The sequence below is a fragment of the Zhouia amylolytica AD3 genome (genome assembly GCF_000511935.2).
GTDB lineage: Bacteria > Bacteroidota > Bacteroidia > Flavobacteriales > Flavobacteriaceae > Zhouia > Zhouia amylolytica.
This window is the reverse complement of record NZ_AYXY01000023.1, coordinates 492,814-518,907: the sequence shown is the minus strand read 5'-3', so window position 1 is coordinate 518,907 and position 26,094 is coordinate 492,814. Positions and strand designations below refer to the sequence as shown.

Genomic DNA, 26,094 nt, shown 5'->3' with positions numbered 1-26,094 from the left:
TCAGACCTCTTTTTCAAGAAAGGATTCTTCTTCATTGAAGAGCTCTATGATTAATGCTTTTAATTGAATTTCAAAAGCAGTCAAAAATTCACTGGTGATGAGGTGTTGTTTGACAGCACCTCTGCCAGGTTTGTCTTTTTTAGTGAATTTTAGAACGCCTTCGTTTAAGTTCTTGAAAGAAATAATACCAGCTTGCATCTCCTTGGCATCCCCGTTCTTTTTACTCATCATATAAGCATAACACAGTACCTGAAAGGCTTTACTGTATTTGTAATCGTCGGTTAGGTTACTCCATTCTACAATTTCCAGATCGCGCTGAGTTACTTTTCCAGTCTTGTAGTCAATAATATTAATAACCCCATCAACTTCTTCAACACGGTCCACGATCCCCTTAAGGTGAATAGGGAAATTTAACCCATCAATGGTGATAGCGGTCTTGAAATAAATTTCATTAGCTAAGATCTTTATTTGTTGTCCGGATGCTAATCGAGTCTTTTCGAACGCTATAAAATTCGCTACATATCTTTTGGCAATATGATAACTGATTAAATTCTTACCTCTGCTATAATCACCTCCCTTATATTCTTTGTCGAAAAAGGCGGTGATGGTGCCATCTATTTCTTTTTCCATGCTTTCCAGATGTGCTAAAGTAAGATAGCTGCCCTCAAGAGGTTTGTATAGGGTTTCGAGGGTATTGTGAACAATGGTACCTAAGGTATTGGCAGCAACAGTTTCCTCCACTTCTTCCAGTTCTTTTATGCCCAGGATCGTTTGATTATAAAAATCTATCGGATTACGTACGTAATTGGTTAATGAGGAAGGGGAGAAGCCTTTGGCTGCAACAGCCTTGAGGTCATCAATTAATAAATTGTTCTTCTTGATTTCCAATAGTTTTAAACTTTTCTTTTCAACTAACGGGCTCGCAATAACTTCATTAATGTGGTGCTTTTCTTGACCCAATAGTGCTAATTGAAGCAGGAATCTGCTCTTTTCGCCACCTTCCAAAACATCAGGTTCAGTATTGTATAGGAGATAAACGTTTTTGGCCCGCTGTAAAAGTCGGTAAAAGTGATAAGTGTATATAGCATCTTTCTCTTTGTATGTAGGAAGACCAAAGGCTACTTTAATATCGAACGGTAAAAAAGAATTATTGCTTTTACCTGATGGTAAAATTCCCTCGTTGACTGAACTTATAATTACCGTTTCAAAATCGAGATTACGACTTTCCAGGACTCCCATAATTTGTAAACCTTGCAGAGGTTCACCCTGAAAATCGATAGATTCCTTTACTAATAACTCATTGTATATACCTTTTAACGAACGGATGTCATTAATGGTGTTGTAATCTTTATTTAAAACCTTTAATTGGTTAAACAGGGCATAAAAGCGATATAGGTATTCAAGATAAATAGTGTTTCGCTCTTCGAGTTCCGTATATGATTTCTTAAGAATTAAGCATAAATCAGTCAGTTTATTGATGACCTTATCAATAGACGAAGTTGATTTCGAAATAAAAATATTGGATAGGGCCTGGTGTTCCTCCTCGGAAATAAGATCATAAAGTTGATCTGAACTTATATAGACTAGGTTCTGCTGGTGAATAAAACTTGTAGTTTTTTCTATGTTTTCATCTTTAAACAGATGCCTGGTAATAGCGTTTGAAAACAAATTCAGTACATCTTTGAAATACCATTTAGCTCCATCTTCTTTTTCAATAATGTTTAATACACTGTAAAAAAAAGAGGCTATAGGTGTTTCCTCCAAAGGTAATCCACTGGTGATATTTGCTTCGGTTACAGATGCAGGCAGAGCATTCAGTATAGGGGTAAGTAGGGATTCATTTCCCATAACCACCGCAGTGCTCTTAAGATGACCCTGAGTATTATGTAGATTTTCTAAAATACCTCCAACATAATTAGCTTGTCCAATATTTTTAGGAACCCCGATAATACTGATGTTTTTCTCTTCTAAAAAATGACTTGAAGGGTACTTAAGAGGATGGTTGTTAAAATGTTTCCAGGTCTTTAGGTATCTTCTGATGAACAAACCTGCGTCGTGCTCTTTATTATCGATGAAGCTTTGGTCGATATCCCAGAAAACTTCAGTTTCTGCGGTAGATAAAAACTCTTGAAATATTAGAGATTCAGCATTGTTTAAGGCATTAAAACCAATGAAGTAAAACTTCTTTTGAAGGTTGTTTTGAATAAAATGTTCCAGGTTTTCAATAGCCTCCCTGTAAACAAACCCTTGGTAACCGATTTGATTTTTCTTGAGTCTGTTATGTAGCGCTTCATAGTACGCACCTAATTGATCCCAGAATTTTAAATATTGCTTTTGCAGGACTGTTTTCTCTTTGTCGAGTGTCCAGTGATTGAGCTCTTTAATAGATGAAAGATAACCGAATATCTTTTCAGAATCTATGAGATAGCGGTCTATTTCATTAAAATCCTGAAGTGCGATTTGTGCCCATTTACTAAAGGTGTAAAAATTTTCATGTTCTTCTATTGGTTGAAGCTGTTTGTATACCTCATAAAATTCGAATAAGACCGTTAGGTTAGAACTGAGCTTAATGCTGGCAAGTTCTTCAATAAAGTTTTCTATCGAAGTGATCTCCGGAGAAAATTGAGTTTTAGAAGTGCGAGCTAATAATTCGTTTTTAAGAAATGTTCCTGCTCTCTTACTGGGTAATATACATACTACATTTTCTAATGTCGTATTCGTGTTTATTATTTCTGAAGCAATTTCAGCGATGAAGGATTTTACCATAAGGGTAAAAATAAAAAACGCTCCGAATTTCGGAGCGTTTTTTGTGAAATATAATTTGTTGTGAAATTAGTTCTTGTCTAAGTTAATTTCAACTCTTCTGTTTTGACGTCTTCCGTCTCTTGTAGAGTTAGAAGCAATTGGCTTAGTCTCTCCATAACCTTCAGAAGTTAATCTGTCAGCAGAGATACCATTTGACTCTAGGTAAGACTCAACAGCGTTAGCTCTTTCTTTAGATAATCTCATGTTAAGAGCGTCGCTACCAGTGCTATCAGTGTGTCCTTCAATGTGGAACTTAGAGTTTGGATATTCCTTAAGGATATCGATGATATCGTTAAGAACTTTTTCAGACTCAGCCTTGATAGTTGATTTACCAGTGTCGAATAAGATTGTTTTAGCGTAGTCATTTAAAGCTTTTTGTACAGCTTCAGTAACTTCAGGGCAACCTTGGTTAGCTACAGTACCAGCAGTATCAGGACATCTGTCGTCTTTGTCTAATACACCGTCACCATCTCTGTCAGGACAACCGTTAGTAGAAGCAGGACCAGCAACATCTGGACACTGATCATCTTTGTCTGCTACACCGTCACCGTCTCTGTCTGGACAACCGTTTAATTCTTTAAGACCTGCTGTGTTAGGACAAGCATCATCTTTATCAGCTACACCGTCACCGTCAGAATCAGGACAACCGTTTAATTCAGCAGGACCTGCCTCGTTAGGACAAGCATCTTTAGAATCTTCGATACCGTCACCGTCAGAATCAGGACAACCGTTGAATGCTTCTAAACCAGCAACCTCAGGACAAGCATCATCCTTGTCGTAGATACCGTCACCGTCAGAATCAGTTCCACCAAATTTGATAGAGATACCTACCATGTGCTGGAAATGTGGTGTTAGTCTGTCTTCAAATGAATGCTTGTAAGAAGACTGAGCTGTTAATCCTAAGTTTTCAGTAAACCAGAAGTTAAGACCTAGACCTCCGTTAAGTGTACCAGCACCTAACTCGTCAATCCAAGTATAACCACCACCTACTTCAACAAATGGATCTAATTTTGTTTCTTCAAAGAAGTTGTACTTGATAGTACCGTCGATCCCGTAATAAGAAAGATCGTCTACTTCCATGTCTCCCCACTTATCAATCTTGTTAAGTGATCCGCGTACACCGACAGCGAATTTACCACCAACGTTTCTTGAAACAGCAACATAAGAAATAGAAGGTAAGATGTTCCAGTGATCTTCTACGTTGAAGTATTCGTCGAAATAGTCACCCATTCCAGGCTCACCAGTCGGATATACGTCAACTGCGTTCACACCAAAACTAAGTTGCCAAGGGTTGTTTTCGTCTTGCGCATGGACGCTGCTTAACCCTACAAAAAGTAAAGAAGCAACTAAAATTTTGCTAAGATGTTTCATGTTCAATTATTTGATTTTAAGTGTTAATTAACGACAAATGTAAGTTGTTACAACTTATTTAACAAAAACAAATATATAAAATTTTTGTTATCATCGTGATAAATCTGACAATCAATTAGATGATTTCAAGTTCTTCTGCTACCTCTTTGAACGCAGAAATAGCCTTGTCTAGATGCTCTTTTGTATGGGCCGCTGAGAGCTGAACTCTGATTCTTGCTTTGTCTTTTGGAACCACTGGATAGAAGAATCCAATTACATAAATTCCTCTTTCTAGTAGCTTATCAGCCATGGTTTGTGAGAGTTTGGCGTCATAAAGCATTACAGGAACAATCGCAGAATCACCATCAATTATATCAAGACCCGCTTCTTTCATTCCTTTCTTGAAATACTCCGTATTCCACTGGAGTTTGTCTCTAAGTTCTGTGTCGTTCGATAGCATGTCAAATACCTTAATGCTGGCACCAACAATTGCCGGAGCTAAGGAATTCGAGAATAAATAAGGTCTTGAGCGCTGGCGAAGAATCTCGATGATTTCCTTTTTACCAGTTGTGTATCCACCCATAGCACCACCTAAAGCTTTACCTAAAGTACCGGTTATAATGTCAATTCTGCCCATTACTCCTTTTTCCTCTAAAGTTCCCCTTCCGGTCTCGCCTATGAAGCCTGCAGCATGACACTCATCGATCATTACAAGGGCATCATATTTGTCTGCCAAATCGCAAATTTCATCAAGAGGAGCAACTAATCCATCCATCGAAAATACACCATCCGTAACTATAATTTTGAAACGTGCACCACTTGCGTTTGCTTCTTTAAGCTTTTCCTCAAGATCTTGCATATTATTGTTTGCATAACGAAAACGCTTCGCTTTACATAAACGAACACCGTCAATAATGGAAGCATGATTTAAAGAGTCTGAAATAATAGCATCTTCCGGACCTAGTAAAGGTTCAAATACGCCACCGTTGGCATCAAATGCCGCAGCATACAATATAGTGTCTTCAGTTTCGTAAAAATCAGCTATTTTTTGCTCGAGGTCCTTGTGTATATCTTGAGTTCCACAAATGAAACGTACCGACGACATACCAAACCCATGACTGTCCATAGTGTCTTTTGCAGCCTGTATCACTTCCGGGTGTGATGAAAGTCCTAAGTAATTGTTCGCACAGAAGTTGATGACTTCTTGCCCTGTAGAAATTTTAATTACCGCATCCTGCGGACTGGTAATGATTCTTTCTTTTTTGTATAGTCCGGCATCTTTTATTTCTTGAAGTTCGTTTTGAAGATGTTCTTTAATTTTTCCGTACATATCTCTGTGTTTAATGTAATGGTTGTTAATTTACTTGGCACAAAAATACTAACATCTTTCCAAAGCAGTAATTAAACCTCAATTATTTCTACCTCCTTATCGATAAATACTATGAGTTTTTTTTCCACTTCATATCCAATTGAAATTAGGGCATTGGCATACGTGTTTAACTGATTGATATATCGATTGCTCATGGAGCCTGTTTTGTAATCTATTAAAATGACCTTTTGATGCTTTATTACAATCCTGTCCGGCCTCAATGATTTTCCATCTGAGGTGTATATCTCTCTTTCGTTTAAGATCGTGTATTCATGAGAGTAATACGGCTCCAGAATTGGGTGCTCCATCAATCTCTTTAATTGATGTTTTACAATCTCTTGTTCTTCTTCACGCAAGATGCCTGTTAACAGGCCTTCTTGAATTACCTCTTCGAGTTGTGATGCATATTTTATTTCTGCCAAAAGATTGTGGTATAGGTTTCCTCTTTCAATAGCTTCTTGTTGATGCGTTTCCCAAAGCGAACCCGCTTTGGTAACCAGTTTCAGTGAAGACTGATAGGTGGCGTGAACATTAAACGGAATCACAGGATGGTTATTTTCTGCCGAGACCTTTTCCGACAAAGCTTCATCCGTTGTTCCAAATGAATAATAACACTGTTCATCCGACCATTTTCCGGTACTCTTAAGGAAATTAATGAACAAACCGGAGAAATAAGATAAGGATTCCTCGCCATTTCTGCTCAGATCCTTACGGGTAATGATGTGCAACTCTTTAACAGCACGTGTTAAAGCTACGTATAGAACATTAAATTGATCGAGTTCCAGCTTGGTGTGATCATCAGTATACAAAGCTTCCCCTAATTCGCTGTAAGAGGCCATTTTTTTATTCTTACTGAGCAAGGCTGTTTTGATACCGAAAATATCCTCATTTAAAGGATACCAAATTTTGGGATCAATTTCTTCGTAAATGTTTGAATGAGCAAATGGATAAATAACCACAGGAAATTCAAGGCCCTTTGATTTGTGCACCGTCATTAACTGAATAGCATTTAATCCTTCAGGGGCAATAATACTTAAAACGTCTTTTTTCTTCTCCCAATAAGCTAAAAAATCCGTTATCGATCCACTGTTTTGTTGACTGAATTCTAAAATCACATCCAGAAAATACTGCAGATAGGCATCCGAAGAATTGTTCAGTTTGAAGCTGCTGATGGCATAGGAGATGGCGTTGAGTAACGGAAGTTCTGAAAATTCATTGCTGCTAAAACCTTCACCTGATAAAAATGAATTAAAATCTTTGAGCCCTTCAATAATATACCCATGTTGGTTTGAAACCTCTTTTTTCTGAGCCAGATAATGAAGTAGCCTTACCTGCGTTTCCTTATTTTCCGGAACAACACTGAATTGCATTAAATTGATTATAAAATCAATTCTGATGTCGTTCTTCAATAAAAGAGATTCCGATGAAATAATGGGTATGTTGTGTTCACTTAAAAAATGTGCAATAGCCAATCCTTCCTTCTTTTTTCGGGTGAGAATACAAATGTCCTTAAGGCTGTAACCCTTGGCCTGTACAGATTTTATGGTTTCTAATGTGGCCTCGCAGTACGCCTCGTTATCCGAGGCCTCTTTTTCGAGAAAGGTAAGACTGACGTACCCTCCTTTTTTTTGGTTCGTTTCCTGGTGACTTTTAGTTTCAAACAGATCGCGATATTCAGGTTTGTTCAGATGTTGAGAAACATGCCTGAAGAATGAGTTGTTAAAGTTGACTACCTCGGTGTGGCTTCTGTAATTCTTTGGTAGATTCTCAACCTGTTTTTCCACTTGAAAAGGATTATGGCAATTGTATAATTCTATAAATTGTTCGGCTTTTCCTCCTCTCCATCGGTATATAGCCTGTTTAGCATCTCCCACGATTAATAAACTGCCTTTTTTACCTGCAAGAGATTCACTTTCCAGTGCATTGGCTATTAACGGTTGTATGTTTTTCCACTGCATTTCAGAAGTATCCTGAAACTCATCGGCAAAATAGTGCTTGTATTTTTCACCTATACGCTCGTAGATGAAAGGAGCCGGTTGATTGGCAATGGCTTTGGAGATGATTTCATTAAAATCTGAAATTAGAAGTATGTTTTCTTGCTCCTTTAACTTCTCAAGTTCCTGGTTAATGGCATTAAGGAGTGAAAGAGGAACAAGATTCTTGTAAAAATTGTCTAAAAAGTCTAAATGATAAACTTGATTTTTGATCGCTAAAAAAGTTTCGTAAAGAACGGAAACCAGACCGTCAATGGTGGTAGCAATGTCCTCTGAAACGCTCTTTGGATAGAGACTCTTGTTTTCGGACAGGGAATCCTCCAGCTTATTTTCATATAGTTTATCTAACTCCCCTTGTGATATTTTTTTAAAGTGATTGTATAAAGTGCCCCTGGAGAAACACCTGGCGTCTAAATTATTTTTGTGGAGTAGTGCCAGTGCCTCTTCTCCTTTTTTTATGATTTCATCCCTTAGGGTGTTTCTTAATTTTTTAATCTGCCTGGTTAAGTCTGCAAAGTCCTTTAAAGATCGATCTCCAAGTTCGTGAATGTGTTCCAAATGAACTTCATTCATTAGTAGTTTGCCAATTTGATTTAGGTCACGGGTAATATCCCAACTCTTATCGTCATCCGCTTTTTCAAGTGCAAAATCTATCAATGTTTTCGTAAGGAGTTCTTCATTGCCTGCCTGATAAACTAAATTGTCTACCGCCTGTTGAAGGATCATATCAGTATCAAGGGCTACCTCAAAATTAGAAGGGAGCTTTAAATCGAAGGCGAAAGTCCTGAGCAATCGATGGTTGAATTTGTCGATAGTTACAATGTCAAAAAAAGCGTAATTGTGTAATATGCGCTCTAATACTTTTGATGCTCTGGTGTGTAGGGTATTGTTGTCAAGATTAAGCTCTGTTGCCAACGCAGTAAACATATCTGAAGGTTCTTCAAGGGATGCTTTGGATGCAAATTCTTCAAGATTGCTAACAACCCTTGTCTTCATTTCAGCGACAGCTTTATTGGTAAAGGTTATGGCTAAGACCTGCTTAAAAGTATCAGTGTTATTACTTCCTAAAAGGATTTTCAGATAGTTTTTAACAAGTGTGAAGGTTTTTCCTGAACCTGCAGAGGCATTATAAATAAGAAATTGTGGTGAAGTAGCGTTCAATGCGAAAATTTTATTGCAAAATAATGAATCTTTATAAGAACTTAACGAATAATTATCCTCGATTCCTTAACTTTGAGCTAAGATTGATTTACTAATTATTAATTATAAAAAATTATAAAATTATGGCTTTCGAATTACCTAAGTTGCCGTATGCATACGATGCATTGGAACCAAATATAGATGCACGTACAATGGAGATTCATCATACGAAACATCACAACGGATATACTACTAAATTAAATGGAGCTGTTGAAGGAACTGACCTTGCTGGCAAGTCTATTGAGGAAATCCTTACAGGTTTGGATATGAACAACACTGCAGTAAGAAATAATGGTGGTGGGTTTTACAACCATAACTTATTTTGGGAAGTAATGTCACCAAACGGTGGAGGAGAGCCTTCAGGTGAACTGGCATCAGCAATTAATGATGCATTCGGTTCGTTTGATGCTTTTAAGGAAGCTTTCTCAAATGCTGCAGCGACTAGATTTGGATCTGGATGGGCATGGCTTTGTGTTCATAAAGGAGGGAAAGTAGAAATTTGCTCTACAGCAAACCAGGATAATCCCTTGATGCCTGGTATTGGATGTGGTGGATTCCCGGTATTAGGGCTTGATGTATGGGAGCATGCATATTACCTGAACTACCAGAACAGAAGACCTGATTATATCTCGTCTTTCTTTAATGTGATCAATTGGGATAAAGTTGCCGAATTATACGCAGCAAACAAATAATAATTCTTGTTTAGGAATAAAAAATGGCGGGAATCTTCCCGCCATTTTTATTTTCTTCTGAGCGATTCAATCGCTAAGGATGTTAGCTTTGGGTTGGCTCCTTGTCTGGAAGCTACTAGTGCACCAATAGCGCATGCGTAGTCTAGAGATTCTCCTGGAGAGACATTGTTGAGAAGGTGCGTTAACAGAGCTCCTAAAAAAGAATCTCCGGCACCCACGGTGTCAACAACGTCGATACTGTATCCCGGATGAGCATAAAAAGTGCCATTCCAATAAAGTTCAGCACCCGCGGAGCCCTTGGTGACACAAATTGAAGCAGTGTCTGTTTTTTCGGATATGAATAAGATGTTCTTTTTGATCTCTGTGTCGGTCGAGCCCATATACTGAGAAAGCTCCAAAAGCTCTTCGTCATTAAACTTGATAAAGTCAGCTTGCTCCATCAGCGTTTGTAGAATTTCAAAACTGTAATGCGGAGGTCTTAAGTTGACATCAAATGCTTTGAAAGGCGCAATTTCCAGCAAGGCTAATAGCGTTTCCCTTGAGGTTTTATCTCTGCAGACCAAGCTTCCAAAAACAATCACATCAGCATTTTTAACAGTTTCCTTACTGGTTTTTGTCAAGACTATTTTATCCCATGCTGCAGGGTGGTTGATGCTGTAAGAAGCAGTGCCTCGTTTGTCTAAGGTTACCGTTACACTTCCGGTAACTAATTCTTGCCTGATCTGAACTTCATGGGTTTCAACCTTGTTTTCCTGTAAGAATGAAATTAAACGCTGTCCGTCTGTGTCATCACCAACAGCACTTATCATACTCATGTTGCATCCTAAAGATTGCATCCTGAGCGCAACGTTGAGAGGCGCCCCGCCAATTTTCTTTTTATCAGGGAAAACATCCCATAAAATTTCTCCAAAACTGACCCCTTTTAATGTGTTACTCATTGTCCGTGCTTTAATTCTAAAGCGCTTTTCAGGTCGATGTCTGCTACAGAATTTACAATCATGTCAGGTTTGAACGCATAGTCGTCAAGCATATCGCTTTTAGAGACTCCGGATAAAGTCAGTATGGTTGTATACCCCAATTGGACTCCTCCGAGAATGTCAGTATCCATGGTATCGCCTATAATAATAGTTTCTCTGGCTTCCAATCCGAGATATTTACGGGCTGCTCGCATCATAACCGGACTTGGTTTGCCTACCGAAAAAGCCTTTTTTCCTGTAGCTTCTTCAATCATGGCAACAACCGCCTTAATGCCTAAATTCGACCATCCTTTCTTTTTTGGCGAAGGATCCAGGTTAGTGGCAATTAATTTTGCTCCGGAAAGTATCATGTCTACCGCGTTGTTAACCATTTCCAATGTGAAATTTCTTCCTTCTCCGACCACAACGAAATCTGGATTAGAGTTGGCTGTAGTATACCCTTTTTGAAGCAAGCTGGTAGTTAGTCCGCCTTCTCCCAATACATACGCAGTACCATTAGGTTTCATAAATGAAAGAAAGGAAGCAGTTGCCATAGCACTGGTATAAACGTTTTCTTCCTTTATTTTAATCCCCATACGAGCTACTTTGTTTACCGTATCAAGTGGAGTGCGCTGACTATTGTTGGTCATAAAAAGAAAAGGAATGTTTTCTTTTTGTAAGGTAGCAATGAATTTATCAGCTCCCGGAATCATCTCATCACCACCGTAGATAACACCATCCATGTCGATCAAAAATCCTTTTTTCATTCGTTGTTGTATTAGGTTGTTTTGTGTTAAAATAAAATCAGAATAAAGTTACGCATACTCCTTTGTAATTATAACTTATCTGCCCCTTAATTTAATATGAGGGTTTAGATTTTCGATACTTATAATTTAGACTCGCCGTTAATGAATATATTCTAAAATAAGACCTGGCTTTTTAGAACTTGTACAACCTTTTAAGTATAAGGGTCTTTATTTTTTAATCTACAGAAGATGATTTGTTTTGGAGTATTTGTTCAGTCGAATGTAATAGATATAAAAACAGAAAGGCAAGATTTAAATCTTGCCTTTCATACCCCAAATCTTACCATGAACTTAACCTACTTATGCTATGGTGATGTAAATTTAATATGTCAGACTATGGTTGTTGAAATAAAACAGATGTAATACTTAAATTTTAGATAAAGTGTTTTTGGGGTCTTAAAAGAATACGAGATGTAACTTTTTGATAGTCAACAGAGTGGAATAAAAATAAGAAAGGCAGGAATGAATCCTGCCTTTCTTGCCCCAAATCTTACCATGAACTTAACCTACTTATGCTATGGTGACAACAAATGTAGATTAAAGAGGATTCTCACACCTTATCAATCCGATAAAGTGCAAAAAAATCCGATGAAATGCATGGTTGAATAAATCTTAATCATATACTAATATGCTCTGTCTTTTTTTCCTTCAAAAAAGTTTATGAATGCGCGGTTAACCACGCGATTCCCGCCCGGAGTGGGGTAATCCCCGGTAAAATACCAGTCGCCCAGATTGTGAGGACACGCTTTGTGAAGGTTGTCTACAGACTGATAAATGATCTTAACTTCAGCATTTATGCCTTCCGGACTTAATAATTCACTTATTTTGTCAGAAATTTCTTCGTCAGTAAAAGGCTCATAAATCTTCTTTACTACATTGATCACATCCACATCTTTATAATCGATCTGACCCTGGCATTTTTCATATACCTCTTCAACGATATTATAAGTGTTTCTGTCTTTGTGAAGTTCTAAAGCAGCCCTAAATGCAATTAAATCTTCAAGACGTGCCATGTCTATACCATAACAGTCAGGATATCTTATTTGTGGAGCAGAAGAAACTACAACGATCTTTTTAGGGTGTAGTCTGTCAAGAATTCTTAGAATACTCTTTTTAAGCGTAGTTCCACGAACGATGCTGTCGTCAATAATTACTAAATTATCGGTTGGTTTTACAGAACCATAAGTGATATCGTAAACGTGGGCCACTAAATCATCTCTACTACTGTCTTCCGTGATAAACGTTCTTAGCTTGGCATCTTTAATTGCAATTTTTTCAATACGCGGACGAGCAGAAAGGATTTCATGTAGTCTTTCTTTAGTAATGTCAGCGCCTTCCGCCAAAATCAGTTCTTCTTTTCTTTTATTAAGGTAGTTCTGAGCTTGTTTTACCATTCCATAAAAAGAGGTCTCCGCTGTATTCGGAATGTATGAGAACACGGTATTGTCAAGATCATCGTTAACACTCTCCAAAATTTTAGGAAGTAAAAGTCTTCCAAGGTTTTTACGTTCTTCATAAATCTCTGCATCACTACCTCTTGAAAAATAAATGCGCTCAAATGAACATGCTTTGCGTTCTAATGGTTTAAGGATTTTTTTAAAGGCAACACTACCGTTCTTCTTTATGATGATCGCCTTCCCTGGATCTAACTCGTGAACATCTTCAAATTCTACATTAAATACCGTTTGAATAACAGGTCGTTCCGATGCTACAACTACAACTTCATCATCTTGGTAGTAATAGGCAGGTCTGATCCCTGCAGGATCCCTTAAAACAAAGGCATCACCGTGGCCAAGTAAGCCCGCCATAGCATATCCACCATCCCAGTTCTTCGCAGCTTTCCTTAAGATTTTGGCAACATTAAGTCTTTCCGCAATTAAAGGTGAAGCCTCCATTTTGGTAAAGCCTTCCTTTTTGATCTCCTTGTAAAGCTTGGCAACTGCATCATCTAGAAAATGACCGATTTTTTCCATAACCGTGATGGTATCAGCCTTCTCTTTTGGGTGCTGACCCAATTGAACCAGATTGTCAAAAAGCTCATTAACGTTGGTCATGTTAAAATTCCCTGCAACAATAAGGTTACGATGCATCCAGTTGTTTTGTCTTAAAAATGGATGTACGCTTTCTATACTGTTCTTTCCAAAAGTACCATAACGAACATGCCCCAACATTACTTCTCCTAAGTAAGGAGTTTGGCTTTTTAGGGCCGAAATATCGTTTTGATATTCTGGATGTTCAGTTAGGGTGTTGTTTATTCGGGTATTGATCTGATTAAAAATGTCCTGAATTGGAGTTTGCTGATTCGAACGCACCCGACTCATATATCTTTCACCGGCCTTCATGTCAAGCTTAATACTGGCGAATCCTGCACCGTCTTGTCCTCGGTTGTGCTGTTTTTCCATCATTAAGTACATTTTATTTATACCATAAAATGCACTTCCATACTTCTCCTTGTAATACTCTAATGGTTTTAAAAGTCTTACCAGGGCAATTCCACATTCGTGTTTAATAGCGTCACTCATTGCTGTTTTGTTATATTATGGACGTTTCTTAAAAAATAAAACCCCGAAAATTCCAGGGCAGTTGTTTTACTGTTATGATAATTCTATATCAAATTGCGTTAGTTCTTTAAACTGTTGCAATCTCGTATAGACCTCTTTTTTAGTTAAATTTTCCATCCGTTCCGTTCCGAATTTTTCAACGCAAAACGATGCCAGGTTTGAACCGTGTATGATGGCGTTCTTCATGTTTTCAAATGAAAAATCTTTGGTTTGGGATAAATAACCCACAAAACCTCCTGCAAACGTGTCACCAGCTCCAGTAGGGTCGTATACGTCCTCTAGAGGTAGGGCCGGAGCAAAAAATACATTTTCATCATTGAACAATAAGGCTCCGTGCTCTCCTTTTTTGATCACTACATATTTTGGTCCCATCTCATGAATCTTCTGGGCGGCCTTTACCAACGAATATTCATTTGATAATTGTCGGGCCTCTTCATCATTGATGGTTATGACGTCTACTTTTGAAATAACCTCTAATAAATCCTCTAAAGTGTTGTCCATCCAGAAATTCATGGTGTCTAAAACAATAAGCTTTGGTTTGGTGCTCATTTGTTCAATTACACTCATTTGGACGCTCGGATGTAAATTTCCTAACATAACCACTTCAGCATCCTTGTAATCTTCAGGGACAATCGGGTTAAATTCGGCAAGAACATTAAGTTGTGTTTCCAAGGTATCCCTGGAGTTCAGATCGTTGTGGTATTTGCCACTCCAGAAAAAGGTTTTACCTTCTTTGACGATTTCGATACCCGTAGTTTCGATGTTTTTATCCTGCAGCATTTCAAGATAGTCTTCCGGGAAATCACCCCCAACTACAGATACAATATTTGAGTTTATACCGAATTGTGAAGCTGCAAGTCCAATATAAGTTCCTGCCCCTCCAAGTATTTTATCGGTTTTACCAAAAGGAGTTTCAATAGCATCAAAGGCAACCGTGCCTACTATCAATAATTTGCTCATACCAGCATTTAAATTTTTTGCAAATATACGTTAGTTTTCCAGTATATCCTTTAAGTTTAGAAAAGAATGGTATGGGTGAGTCGCTAACATGGAATTTAATAACCAAAGAGGGATACTTCCATTAGGGTCTCCATACATTCTTTGAGTAACTTCGATGGTTGTCGGATCTACTTTTTTTATGATCCATGCGCCTTTAAAATTGGTGATCCGTATGCAATTGTCGTCAAGGGGCATCTCCCCGGAAGGTCCGGGTAATAGATCAATATATATAGTGTTTTCGTTTTGTTCAATACAAAGCCTCGATATATGATCCCTGTCCTGTACAGGCCAGGGCATATCATTTTTGATCCATATAATGAGTTCGTTTTCAGAAATGACAGAAAGGGTTTTGCTTGCTGAGGTGTTGTGAGTCCATTCAAAAACCGAATTGCCGTCTGTGATAACATCGAGTGCTTTCTGCATACTCGAGTTGACTTTCATGACCGCTTTGTATTCTTTAATTTCAGAAGTGTCTGATTTTCGCGTGTAAATCTTTATCTCATTTTTGTTTTTTTTAATTCCCAGTCTTGCGCCTGAGTTAAAAAACAGGAGAGGATCAATGTGAAAATCAAGAATGGTTTCATCGTATGAGGTGTGAAATACTTATAAAGGTACGAAATCACACCGTATTTTGTTTTTACAGTAGGGTTTGCTGGTTTTCAAAACCATGGTCCGTAAGCAGGTTTTCTTTTTTGGAAGCTTCCACAGCTAAAAAGTCACAGCGCTCATTTTGTGAATGATTGTTATGGCCTTTAATCCACTGAAATCTCACATGATGTTTGCGATACTCTTTTAAAAAGTCAATCCATAGATCTGGATTCTTTTTGTCTTTAAACCCTTTTTTTTCCCATCCAAAGACCCATTTCTTTTCCACTGCATCAGCAACATATTTAGAGTCTGTAAAGACTAATATGTTTAAGTTGGGTTTTTTAAGCTTTTTTAAGGCTTCAATAACAGCTAAGAGTTCCATGCGATTGTTAGTGGTCCTCTTAAAGCCTTCAGAGAATTCTTTCTTATAGGGCTTTCCTACCCATTCCATGACAATGCCATATCCTCCCGGACCCGGATTTCCACGGGAAGAACCATCCGTATATATATGTACGTCAAAATTATTCATGAAGTAGCTTTTCGATAACTTGTGGAAAGTGTTCGTATTCTAATTGATGTACTTTATTCGCTACATCATCAGCAGTGTCTTTTTCCGAAACTGTTGTTTTCGCCTGGAAAATAATGGCACCCTCATCATAATGTTCGTTTACATAATGAATGGTTATGCCTGTTTCTTTTTCCTTGTTTTCTACAATGGCATGATGAACATGCATCCCATACATCCCTTTTCCGCCATATTTCGGAAGTAATGCAGGGTGGATGTTTATAATTTTTTGAGGAAAAGCATCGATAAGATTTTGAGGGATTTTCCATAAAAACCCAGCCAGGACTATAATGTCTGGCTCTACACTTTTGAGTAACGAAACCACCAAATCACTGTTAAAAGCCTTCCGGTTAAAATAGAATGCGGGTATTTTGTGATTCGTAGCCCTGTCGAGAACTTTTGCGTTTTTGTTGTTGCTTAAAATTAAATTAACCGAAGCAGTGTCCTTACTATGGAAGTATTGTATGATGTTTTCTGCGTTAGTTCCGGAGCCTGAGGCTAAAATAGCAATGCTTTTCATTCTACTGGTAGAGCTTGTTTAAGGGACAAAAAAAAGAATAATAATTCATATTCTAAAGTTAGAAAACCATTAAGTTGAATTTATTTTTTTAACTTTAAAAGCACATTTTAGCGCGAAAATGATTTTTTAAACCAAAGTTTTTTATTTTTGCCAACAATTAAATTTTAAAACTAAAAGATTATGTCAGACATTGCATCAAGAGTAAAGGCGATTATCGTAGACAAATTAGGTGTAGATGAAAACGAGGTTGTGCCTGAAGCTAGCTTCACAAACGATTTAGGTGCAGATTCATTAGACACCGTAGAATTAATTATGGAATTCGAAAAAGAATTCGATATTCAAATCCCTGATGATCAGGCGGAAAACATTGCTACGGTAGGGCAAGCAATTAAATACATAGAAGAGACAAAATAATTGTTTTATCATAGTAGAAAGCAAAAATTTATTCGTGCAACGCACGAATAAATTTTTTGGTTATTTATATCAAAAATAGATTTAAAGAAATTTACTTTATATGAAATTTAAGCGAGTTGTAGTCACAGGTTTAGGGGCTTTGACACCCATCGGTAACAATCTTCAAGAATATTGGGATGGGCTTCAAAAAGGTGTTAGTGGTGCCGCACCCATAACGCATTTTGATGCGTCTAAATTTAAAACTCAATTTGCTTGTGAGGTTAAGAACTTCCAGGTAACCGATTTTATCGATCGCAAAGAAGCAAGACGTTTAGATAAATTTGCACAGTATGCAATGGTGGCTTCAGATGAAGCAATCGTAGATTCTAAATTAGATCTTGAAAAGATCGATATGGATAGAATTGGTGTTATCTGGGGTGCAGGTATTGGCGGATTGGAAACTTTTCAGGAAGAAGTTTTGAACTTTGGTAGAGGTGATGGAACCCCTAGGTTCAATCCTTTCTTTATACCTAAAATGATTGCAGATATCGCACCGGGATTAATATCGATTAAACACGGTTTCAGAGGTCCTAACTTTACAACAGTTTCTGCCTGTGCTTCTTCAGCAAATGCTATGATCGATGCTTTAAACTACATTCGATTGGGGCATGCCGATATCATAGTGACTGGTGGTTCTGAAGCAGCTGTAACTGCAGCAGGAATTGGAGGTTTTAATGCTATGCATGCACTTTCAACTCGTAATGATGATCCTAAAACAGCTTCCAGGCCTTTCGATGCAAACCGCGATGGTTTTGTGTTAGGAGAAGGAGCCGGAGCGATTATTTTAGAGGATTATGATCACGCCGTTGCCAGAGGTGCAAAAATATATTGTGAAATCGCTGGAGGTGGACTTTCAGCTGACGCACACCACATGACAGCCCCACACCCGGAAGGACTTGGTGCTAAGAATGTAATGAGAAACTGCTTAAAAGATGCTGGTCTTAATCCTGAGGATGTAGATCACATTAATATGCACGGAACTTCAACACCTTTAGGTGACGTTGCTGAATCAAAAGCAATTAAAGAAGTGTTTGGTGAGCATACCTATAACATTAATATCAATTCTACAAAGTCAATGACTGGTCACTTACTAGGAGCAGCGGGAGCCATTGAGGCTATTTCTTCTATTATGGCCATTGTTCATGGAGTAGTGCCACCTACGATCAATCACGAAACATACGATGAAAAGATCGATAGTAAAATGAACTTCACTTTTAATGAAGCTCAAAAACGCGATGTAAAGGTAGCTATGAGTAATACATTTGGTTTTGGCGGCCACAATGCATGCGTTTTATTTAAGAAATTAGACTAGAACAAGAGATTGTTTTGAAAAGAATAGTTCGAAAAATATTGAATTCCCGCTCAGATGATGACGGGAATTTTTTTTTGGTACTCAAGAAAATGTTAGGTTTTAAACCCGACGATATTGAGTACTACAAATATGCATTTGTTCATCGGTCGATGAATAAAAAAGATAAAGCTGGAAATCCTATTAGCTATGAGCGTCTCGAATTTCTGGGAGATGCAATGCTCAGCTCCGTAATTTCAGATTATCTGTTTAAAGAAGTTCCTCAGGGTGATGAAGGATACTTAACCAAAATGCGATCGAAAATAGTTAGTAGAGAACATCTCAATGAATTGGGTAGAGACCTCGGACTAATTCGTTACGTTAAAAGCAATATTCCCGAAGAACATTATGGCGAAAATATTCACGGTAATGTGTTTGAAGCACTCATTGGTGCAATTTTCTTAGATAAAGGATATCGCTATTGCGAGCGATTTATCAGGAAAAGAGTTGTCAGACCTTATGTTGATATCGAAAAGCTGGAAGGTAAAGTAATTAGCTATAAAAGTCTCTTGATCGAATGGTGTCAGAAAGAAAAAAAATCGTTTAAATTCGATACCTATGAAGACGAAGGAAATGAATCTATAAAACACTTCGCAGTCAAACTTTTTATCGATAAAAAAATAGTGGCTAAGGCAAGAGCAACATCCAAGAAAAAGGCCGAAGAAAGAGCTGCTAAGAGAGCGTATTTCGCATTGCAACATAAGATAGACTCTAAATAACAAAACTATAACGATTTCGTAAAATACGTCGCTTTAAACAGTACTTTAAAAGTTGTTTAGTCTGTTCTAGAATTATATCTTTACATTTCGGTGTAATTACTATGGCTGTACATAAACTTTTAGATGATTTATATGAACATAGTTATTCTTTAATAGCCATCCATAGTCCCCTAAAGGATTACAGGTTGGCTTATTTCATAAATCATCAGTTGTCTTTGAGGCTAAAAAGAACCAAAGAAGACTTTAGCTATATTGAGGATGCAAGCTTTAGTACTTTTCACCATAATGATGAAACTACCGATACAACTTGGCATCTGATCACAAATGTCTCTAAAATTGTTGCAAATGAAACAAGAGACGCGGACTTGTTTGGCGTAAAGTCAACAACCGTTGTAAAGTATTTGATACCAGAGTATAAAAAGGTAGACTATTTTTTAAAAATTGATAATGGAGATTTTTTCTATCAGCTAAAAGCAGCTATTAAGGCTATTAATGATTTAACGCACGTGGTTACTGCTTACGCTATAGATCCAAACCAACTAAAATCTAAAAATAATTTAATTTTCTTGAGTAATGCCTAACAGGAAAAAAACGAAAATTGTTGCTACCCTTGGGCCGGCAACAAGTAAGAAAGAGGTCATTAAAGAAATGATCGAAGCAGGAGTAAATGTATTTAGAATTAACTTTTCTCATGCAGACTATGAAGATGTAAAAGAACGTATACAAATCATACGTTCATTAAACGAAGAGTACGGATACAATACTGCAATACTGGCAGACTTACAAGGGCCTAAGTTACGCGTAGGGGTAATGAAGGAGGATGTGGTTGTTGATAAAGATGATGAAATAACCTTCGTAACAGGAAAGCCTTTTGAAGGTACCAAGGAACGCGTATATATGAATTATGCCGCCTTTCCGAAGGATGTAAACCCAGGAGAACGCATTCTGTTAGACGATGGGAAGCTTATTTTTGAGGTTGTTGCAACTGATAGAAAAGCCGAAGTTAAGGCCAAAGTTGTACAAGGAGGTCCTTTAAAATCGAAGAAAGGGGTGAACCTGCCTAATACAAATGTTTCGTTACCAGCTTTAACAGAAAAGGATGTTAAGGATGCAATTTTTGCCATTGGCCAGGAAGTGGATTGGATTGCGCTTTCTTTCGTGCGCCATAGCCAGGACTTAATGGAATTACAGGAGTTGATCAATGAACATTCAGAATATAAAATTCCTATCATAGCCAAAATAGAAAAGCCTGAAGGTGTAGAGAATATTGATAAAATTGTGGCCTATTGTGACGGATTAATGGTAGCCCGTGGAGATTTGGGTGTTGAAATCCCTGCTCAGGAAGTACCTCTTATTCAAAAACAATTGGTTTTAAGAGCTAAAAAAGCTAGAATTCCGGTTATTATCGCTACGCAAATGATGGAAAGCATGATCACCAGCCTTACGCCAACCAGAGCAGAGGTGAATGATGTTGCTAACTCCGTTATGGATGGTGCCGATGCGGTAATGTTATCAGGAGAAACCTCAGTCGGACAGTTCCCGGTTCAGGTAATTGAGCGAATGACCAGCATTATTCAAAGTGTTGAGCATTCAAGCTTAATTAAAGTGCCTCAGGAACCACCTCACATCAGAACAAAAAGATACATTACTAAATCAGTTTGTTATCATGCCGCTATCATGGCCAATGAAATCAATGCCAAAGTAATTTCGACATTGACCAATAGTGGTTATACGGCTTTTCAAATTTCAGCATGGAGACCAAGTGCTCATATCTTGGTGTTCACTTCGAATAAGCGAATTTTAAACCAGCTGAGTCTTCTGTGGGGGGTTAAAGCATATTACTACGATAAATATGTGAGTACGGATGAAACTATCGAAGATGTGAATAAAATAGCCTGTAAAGGAGGTTTCCTTAATGTAGGTGACATGATGATTAGTCTTGCGGCTATGCCAATCAAAGAAAAAGGAATGGTAAACACCCTGAGAGTAACAGAAATAGAACAATGTAGTTTCGAGTAATAATTTTGAAGAAAATTATATGAATAATACTAAGCCTGTTCTAGTCATATAGAAACAGGCTTTTGTTTTTTATAAACCAACCATTTTTTTGATGACTAAGATGAAAATTAAATTTATTTCACAGGCAATAGTAGGTGTCCTTTTTGTTTTTCTGGTAGGCTGTAAAGAAAATAAGGGAGGCCAGAACGATTATAACAATAAAGCAAAACCGAACTTCTTATTTATACTGGTTGACGATCTGGGCTATTCAGATTTAAGTTGTATGGGTAGTCAATTCTATGAGACCCCAAATATCGACAGTATATACAATCAAAGTATGATTTTCGAAAATGGCTATACCACCTGCGCCGTTTGTAGTCCATCAAGAGCAAGTTTGTTGACTGGTCAATTCCCTGCGCGCCACGGAATTACCGACTATATTGGAGCTCCTTCAGGAAAATCCTGGAGAAAAATGAATAGGTTCTCAAAATTGTTGCCCCCGGCATATAAAAATCACCTGCCGTTTGATAATAAAGTGTTACCGGAAGCGCTAAAAGAAGCCGGATACAGAACCTTTTTTGCAGGTAAATGGCATCTGGGTTCAAAAGAAGAAAAATCATTACCAACCGATCACGGATTTGATGTAAATGCTGGAGGATATGCTCCGGGTGGCCCCTATAGTGGCGGATACTTTTCCCCTTTTAATAATCCATACCTAACAGATGAACCCGAAGAAAAGGGGATGAGCCTGTCTATGAAACTGGCAAAAGAGACCGGAAAGTTTATTGAGCAGAATAAAGACACCACCTTTTTGGCATACCTTTCTTTTTACGCCGTACATGGTCCGATACAAACCACCAAATTGAAATGGGAAAAATATAGAAATAAAGCGGAGGCTATGGGCATAGATAGTGTTGGGTTTAAAATGGAAAGAGTACTGCCTTACAGATTAAAACAAGATAACCCTGTATATGCCGGACTGGTCGAACAAATGGACGAGGCTGTAGGATATGTTCATGGAATATTACAAAAGAATGGATTAGATAAGAACACCGTCATTGTTTTTGTCTCCGATAACGGCGGTGTTGTTTCAGGCGATAATTATTCAACGAATCTTTTGCCGCTTCGGGGAGGGAAAGGATATCAGTGGGAAGGAGGTACTAAAGTTCCGTTTTTCATACATGTTCCATGGATGGAGAATAATGGGGTAAAAACCACCACGCCAGTTACGGGAGCAGACCTGTACCCAACCTTATTGGCCCTGGCCGGACAAGAACTGAAACCTCAGGAACATAAGGATGGTGTTAGTTTGTTGCCATTACTCGAAGGGAATACCATTGCCGAAAGACCTTTGTATTGGCACTATCCACATTATGGCAATCAGGGAGGAGAACCGCATTCAATTATCAGAGATGGCAATATGAAACTGATACATTATTGGGAAGATGGTCATAATGAACTTTACGACCTGAAGACCGATACCTCTGAACAAGCGAATCTGTCAGAAAGTCAAGTTGAACTAACAAATGAATTGGAAAATAAATTAATGGATTGGCTGAAGTCGGTTAATGCAAAATTTCCTGAAAAAGATCCGATGCACAATCCAGATTCAGCTCAAATTAGGCTTGATAATTATAAAAATAAACTCTTACCACGATTAGAAAAGCAGCGAAAGAAAATGCTGCAAAAAGATTTTGAACCGAATAAAGATTGGTGGGGTAGTCAGACGGTAGATTAATAAAAAACATTGCTGATATTTATGCGCTGACCTTAAAAAGTCAGCGCTTCTATTTTTTTTGGAATCAACTCAAATAAAACATAAATTCGTTTACCTTCAGGTATCGATCGGATGAAGATTAGACACTCTATAGTAACTCGAGCAGCTTTGTTTTTTACAGGGCTTGTTATCTTTTCAATATTATTGTCTGGATTTCTTATTTACGAAAGATCTTCCAAAGTAATAATCGATCATTCCAATAAACGTATTACCTATGTTTCACAATTAGCCGAACAATCATTTTATGCGCTGTTAAGAGAAGTGTCTAATGATATTGCCGTAATTGATTCGAGTCCCAGCTTACGTGAATATGTTGAAAATCCAACAGACAGAACCACCGAAAATATAGATAATTATTTCTATACCATTCTTCACAATAAGAAATCATATTTTCAAATACGTTATATAGGGATAGCAAATAATGGAAAAGAAATTATTCGTTTTGATAAAAAAAACGGACAAATACTGAAATCTGATGACCTTCAGGAGAAAGGAGACAGAGATTACTTTAAAGAAGCAATTAATATTGATGAAGGAGAACTGTACTTTTCAAAAATAAATTTGAATGAAGAGTATGGAGTAATTAGTGTCCCTCAAACACCAACCCTCCGAGCAGCAAGTCCGGTTTTTTTAAATGGAGAAATTAAAGGGATTGTTATAATCAACGTCGACCTGGGAGATTTTTATACCCGGTTACAGCAGATATCAGGTTTAGAATCACAGCTATTCCTGATCGATGACGATGGACAATATCTTTACGCACGCAATCCCGAAAAAACCTTTGCGAAACAAAGACAATCGGAATATAACTTTTTTGGGGATTTTAAAATAGACAAAAAAGAGATGGTTGAGAACGTTAAGATTCCTGAAATGATTAACGATGATTTTCTTAGCTATGTCACCGTGTTGAGTTATTTTAAGGGTAAAAGAACGATCTATATGGTCTCGTTGATAGATCGAAACACCTTGTTGAAAAGTGCCCGGGAAGTTAGGCTTGGGAGTATTAAAACCCTAATCCTGGTTTGTGTATTATCGATCATTATTTCTTGGGTCTTTGTAAAACTACTTTCCAAAAAGCTCAATCGAATTACCAAAGCTATCAGTAATTATGATAAGGGTGTAGTCTCTGATATAGATCTTCCCGTGTCTGAAAGAAACGAAATAGGTGTTTTGGCCGACGCATTTCTTAAAATGAAAAACAAAATAGATCAGAATGTTCAACAGCTCAATACCGCTTTAGAAAAGGAAAAGCAAGCTAAAATGCAACGTGATGAGTTTCTTCAAAACATGAGCCACGAAATGCGCACCCCACTCAACGCAATTCTGGGCTTTGTGGAGTTGTTGTATAAAAATGATCCTGCTAAATCACAATTACCAATTTTGGATTCTCTCGGAAGAAGTGCAAGAAACCTGTCTGGATTAGTTTATGATGTTTTAGACCATAAAAAAATCGTGGAAGGGGCCCTTAAAATAGAATATCAGCCTACTAATCTTTTTAAACTTTTAAAGGAAATTTACGCAAGTTACCAATATGAAGCCCTGCAAAAAGGATTGAAATTTGAAATGGATATTGATCGTGAATTGGAAGCTAAAAAACTATTGACAGACCCATTAAGGTTGTCTCAAATAGTGACCAACCTGGTGGTGAATGCTATCAAATATACTGCAGAAGGCTCAATTAAACTCGAAGCAAAAATAATAAGTGAATCTCAGTTCCAGATAAAGCTGTTGGATACAGGTATCGGAATCAAAGCCGAAAACTTAAGCAAGATAAATGACCGTTATTTTAGAGAGCAAGATGAACTTTCAGGACGTTATGGTGGGTATGGCCTGGGTTTATCAATTGTGAAGCATCTGACAGGATTGTTCGGTGGAGAATTAAAAGCAAGTTCCCAAAAAGGAATTGGTTCAGAGTTTTGTGTAACCATGCCTTTGTTGGAAGTTTCCACGGAGATTACCGAAAAGAATAGAGTGGTTCAGGAATTTCCAATGCCAGTCCTTAAAAACCAATACGAGATCCTCCATGTCGAAGACGATCTTTCTACTATAGAACTCATTAGATTCACACTAAATGATCCGCAAATAAAGATAGTCCAAATTCGTAAGTTAGAAGAAGCAATCAGGTATGCGCAAGAAGAATCAGCAGATGTGATAATTACGGATTTGATGCTCGAAAGGAAAAATCTTAAAAAGCCATTGTCAGACCTTATCCGATCAAAGAAAATTTCAACTCCCGTGATTGTAACTTCGGCCCTTGAAATAAATGAATTGAAAGCAGTGAGTGAGTATTATTTTCAAAAACCCTTTCAACCTTCAGAATTAAAAGACCTTGTTTTTAATATGCTCGGTAAGAATGAATTCTCAATACCAGATTTTTCAAACATTTACCAGAATTATGACTACAAAACCGACAAGATTAAACAGGTGTTGCAACTAATGCACGAAGAGTTTGAAACTTATTTGAATAGAATAAATAATGCGGTTGAAACAACAGATCAGGAAGAATGGGAAGCAATTAATCACAAGCTTATAACCCATATAAACAATTTAAATCTTCTATCGCTTTTAGATACATTACCCGAACAAGTGGAAAGGTTAAATCCTGATGCATTGTTCGATATCAGGAATTCCTTCGCATATATTTTATGCTGTATTAGAGCGGAAAAAAGACGGCTTAGTTTAGAAGGTTGATTTTTTTCAATAGATCCTTTTCATAACTCTGACTTACCGGAATATACTCCTCTCCAATAAAAATCGTATTGTTGTCAATAGCTTCTATTTTATTTAAATTAACAATATACGACCGATGTACACGCTGGAATTCGTCATTGAGCTTCATCTCAAGTTCTTTTAGGGTCATTAAAGTGAGAATCTTTTTATCTTTTAAAACAATTGAAATATAATTAGCTTCAGATTTAAAATAAAGTACCTCATCCAGGTCGAGTTTAACCAATTTGTTGCGGTCCTTTATAAATAATCGCGAATCTTTACGCTGGTATTTGGAAAGGTAATTTTGTGCCTTTTGAAACCCTTTGTAAAATCTTGAGAAATTGATCGGCTTCACCAGGAAATCAACAATCTGATCATAATTGTACGAATCAGAAGCAAAATCCTTATTGGACGTGATCATTATAACCGCAGTACGATCCTCTATAATATTTAAAATTTCCTTTCCGTTAATATCCGGTAGGTTATAGTCAAGAAGAATCAGGTCAAAAGAAGAACTGTTAATGAGATTTATAGATTCAAATGCAGAGGTAGTAGCAGTGATGCTCGATATGTCATCAATTTTATTGCAAAAGTGTTTGAGCAAATCACACATTAAAAAATCATCATCAATAATTAAGCACTTCATCGTTTTATCAAATAAATCATGTGTTTCATCAAGCAATAT

Annotated in this window: 20 protein-coding genes; 8 read left to right on the top strand and 12 right to left on the bottom strand. The window is 37.4% G+C overall.

Annotated elements, in window-relative coordinates; genetic code table 11:
- The 4 genes from P278_RS13035 to P278_RS13020 all read right to left on the bottom strand — a co-directional run bounded on the left by P278_RS13035 (nt 1) and on the right by P278_RS13020 (nt 8,679).
- On the bottom strand, nt 1-2,766 hold the full coding sequence (locus P278_RS13035) for a PD-(D/E)XK nuclease family protein (RefSeq protein WP_038267594.1): 2,766 nt from the start codon (nt 2,764-2,766) through the stop codon (nt 1-3).
- A 66-nt stretch (nt 2,767-2,832) separates the two neighbouring features.
- On the bottom strand, nt 2,833-4,176 hold the full coding sequence (locus tag P278_RS13030) for an OmpA family protein (protein WP_038267591.1): 1,344 nt from the start codon (nt 4,174-4,176) through the stop codon (nt 2,833-2,835).
- A 115-nt stretch (nt 4,177-4,291) separates the two neighbouring features.
- Entirely contained in the window at nt 4,292-5,485 is a 1,194-nt protein-coding gene (kbl, locus tag P278_RS13025) for a glycine C-acetyltransferase (protein ID WP_038267589.1), read from the bottom strand.
- 71 nt (nt 5,486-5,556) lie between these two features.
- Complete coding sequence (locus tag P278_RS13020) at nt 5,557-8,679, bottom strand: UvrD-helicase domain-containing protein (protein WP_038267586.1); 3,123 nt, start codon at nt 8,677-8,679, stop codon at nt 5,557-5,559.
- A gap of 122 nt (nt 8,680-8,801) precedes the next feature.
- On the opposite strand from P278_RS13020, the gene P278_RS13015 reads away from it, so the two are divergent.
- Entirely contained in the window at nt 8,802-9,410 is a 609-nt protein-coding gene (locus P278_RS13015) for a superoxide dismutase (RefSeq protein ID WP_038267584.1), read from the top strand.
- A 47-nt stretch (nt 9,411-9,457) separates the two neighbouring features.
- Here P278_RS13015 and P278_RS13010 read toward each other — a convergent pair whose 3' ends face one another.
- The 7 genes from P278_RS13010 to purN all read right to left on the bottom strand — a co-directional run bounded on the left by P278_RS13010 (nt 9,458) and on the right by purN (nt 16,405).
- A complete protein-coding gene (locus tag P278_RS13010; RefSeq protein WP_038267582.1) occupies nt 9,458-10,348 on the bottom strand; it encodes a carbohydrate kinase family protein in 891 nt (296 codons plus the stop codon).
- Entirely contained in the window at nt 10,345-11,133 is a 789-nt protein-coding gene (locus P278_RS13005; RefSeq protein ID WP_038267578.1) for an HAD-IIA family hydrolase, read from the bottom strand. The genes P278_RS13010 and P278_RS13005 overlap by 4 nt, the downstream gene beginning before the upstream one ends.
- Nucleotides 11,134-11,795: 662 nt before the next feature.
- A complete protein-coding gene (locus P278_RS13000) occupies nt 11,796-13,694 on the bottom strand; it encodes an amidophosphoribosyltransferase (RefSeq protein WP_038267575.1) in 1,899 nt (632 codons plus the stop codon).
- 72 nt (nt 13,695-13,766) lie between these two features.
- On the bottom strand, nt 13,767-14,693 hold the full coding sequence (locus tag P278_RS12995; RefSeq protein ID WP_038267573.1) for a PfkB family carbohydrate kinase: 927 nt from the start codon (nt 14,691-14,693) through the stop codon (nt 13,767-13,769).
- 30 nt (nt 14,694-14,723) lie between these two features.
- Nucleotides 14,724-15,224, bottom strand: coding sequence for an START domain-containing protein (locus tag P278_RS12990; protein WP_394331298.1), 501 nt, complete (start codon nt 15,222-15,224; stop codon nt 14,724-14,726).
- A 145-nt stretch (nt 15,225-15,369) separates the two neighbouring features.
- Nucleotides 15,370-15,849, bottom strand: a complete 480-nt coding sequence (gene rnhA, locus P278_RS12985) for a ribonuclease HI (protein WP_038267568.1) — start codon at nt 15,847-15,849, stop codon at nt 15,370-15,372.
- Nucleotides 15,842-16,405 (bottom strand): phosphoribosylglycinamide formyltransferase, encoded by a 564-nt coding sequence (gene purN / locus P278_RS12980; RefSeq protein ID WP_038267565.1) that lies wholly within the window; start codon nt 16,403-16,405, stop codon nt 15,842-15,844. The genes rnhA and purN overlap by 8 nt, the downstream gene beginning before the upstream one ends.
- A 180-nt stretch (nt 16,406-16,585) precedes the next feature.
- Here purN and P278_RS12975 point away from each other — a divergent pair, with 180 nt between their 5' ends.
- The 7 genes from P278_RS12975 to P278_RS12945 all read left to right on the top strand — a co-directional run bounded on the left by P278_RS12975 (nt 16,586) and on the right by P278_RS12945 (nt 25,391).
- Nucleotides 16,586-16,819 (top strand): acyl carrier protein, encoded by a 234-nt coding sequence (locus tag P278_RS12975; protein WP_038267563.1) that lies wholly within the window; start codon nt 16,586-16,588, stop codon nt 16,817-16,819.
- Between the two features lie 100 nt (nt 16,820-16,919).
- Nucleotides 16,920-18,170: a beta-ketoacyl-ACP synthase II gene (gene fabF / locus P278_RS12970; protein WP_038267561.1), complete on the top strand. Its 1,251-nt coding sequence runs from the start codon at nt 16,920-16,922 to the stop codon at nt 18,168-18,170.
- 14 nt (nt 18,171-18,184) lie between these two features.
- Nucleotides 18,185-18,925 (top strand): ribonuclease III, encoded by a 741-nt coding sequence (gene rnc / locus P278_RS12965; protein ID WP_038267559.1) that lies wholly within the window; start codon nt 18,185-18,187, stop codon nt 18,923-18,925.
- 101 nt (nt 18,926-19,026) lie between these two features.
- Nucleotides 19,027-19,506 carry an IPExxxVDY family protein gene (locus P278_RS12960; RefSeq protein ID WP_038267555.1) on the top strand — a complete coding sequence of 160 codons (480 nt, stop codon included), beginning with the start codon at nt 19,027-19,029 and terminating at the stop codon, nt 19,504-19,506.
- Nucleotides 19,499-20,944 carry a pyruvate kinase gene (gene pyk / locus P278_RS12955; RefSeq protein ID WP_038267552.1) on the top strand — a complete coding sequence of 482 codons (1,446 nt, stop codon included), beginning with the start codon at nt 19,499-19,501 and terminating at the stop codon, nt 20,942-20,944. Before P278_RS12960 ends, pyk begins: the two co-directional genes overlap by 8 nt.
- 91 nt (nt 20,945-21,035) lie before the next feature.
- Nucleotides 21,036-22,661, top strand: a complete 1,626-nt coding sequence (locus P278_RS12950) for a sulfatase (protein ID WP_235444289.1) — start codon at nt 21,036-21,038, stop codon at nt 22,659-22,661.
- Nucleotides 22,662-22,772: 111 nt separating this feature from the next.
- The gene (locus P278_RS12945; RefSeq protein WP_082436153.1) at nt 22,773-25,391 is read left to right on the top strand and encodes a hybrid sensor histidine kinase/response regulator; all 2,619 of its coding nucleotides are present in this window, start codon (nt 22,773-22,775) and stop codon (nt 25,389-25,391) included.
- Here the strand turns inward: P278_RS12945 and P278_RS12940 are convergent.
- Nucleotides 25,375-26,055, bottom strand: a complete 681-nt coding sequence (locus P278_RS12940) for a LytR/AlgR family response regulator transcription factor (protein WP_152973937.1) — start codon at nt 26,053-26,055, stop codon at nt 25,375-25,377. The two genes, P278_RS12945 and P278_RS12940, sit on opposite strands and share 17 nt — an antisense overlap.
- Nucleotides 26,056-26,094: the final 39 nt, after the last annotated feature.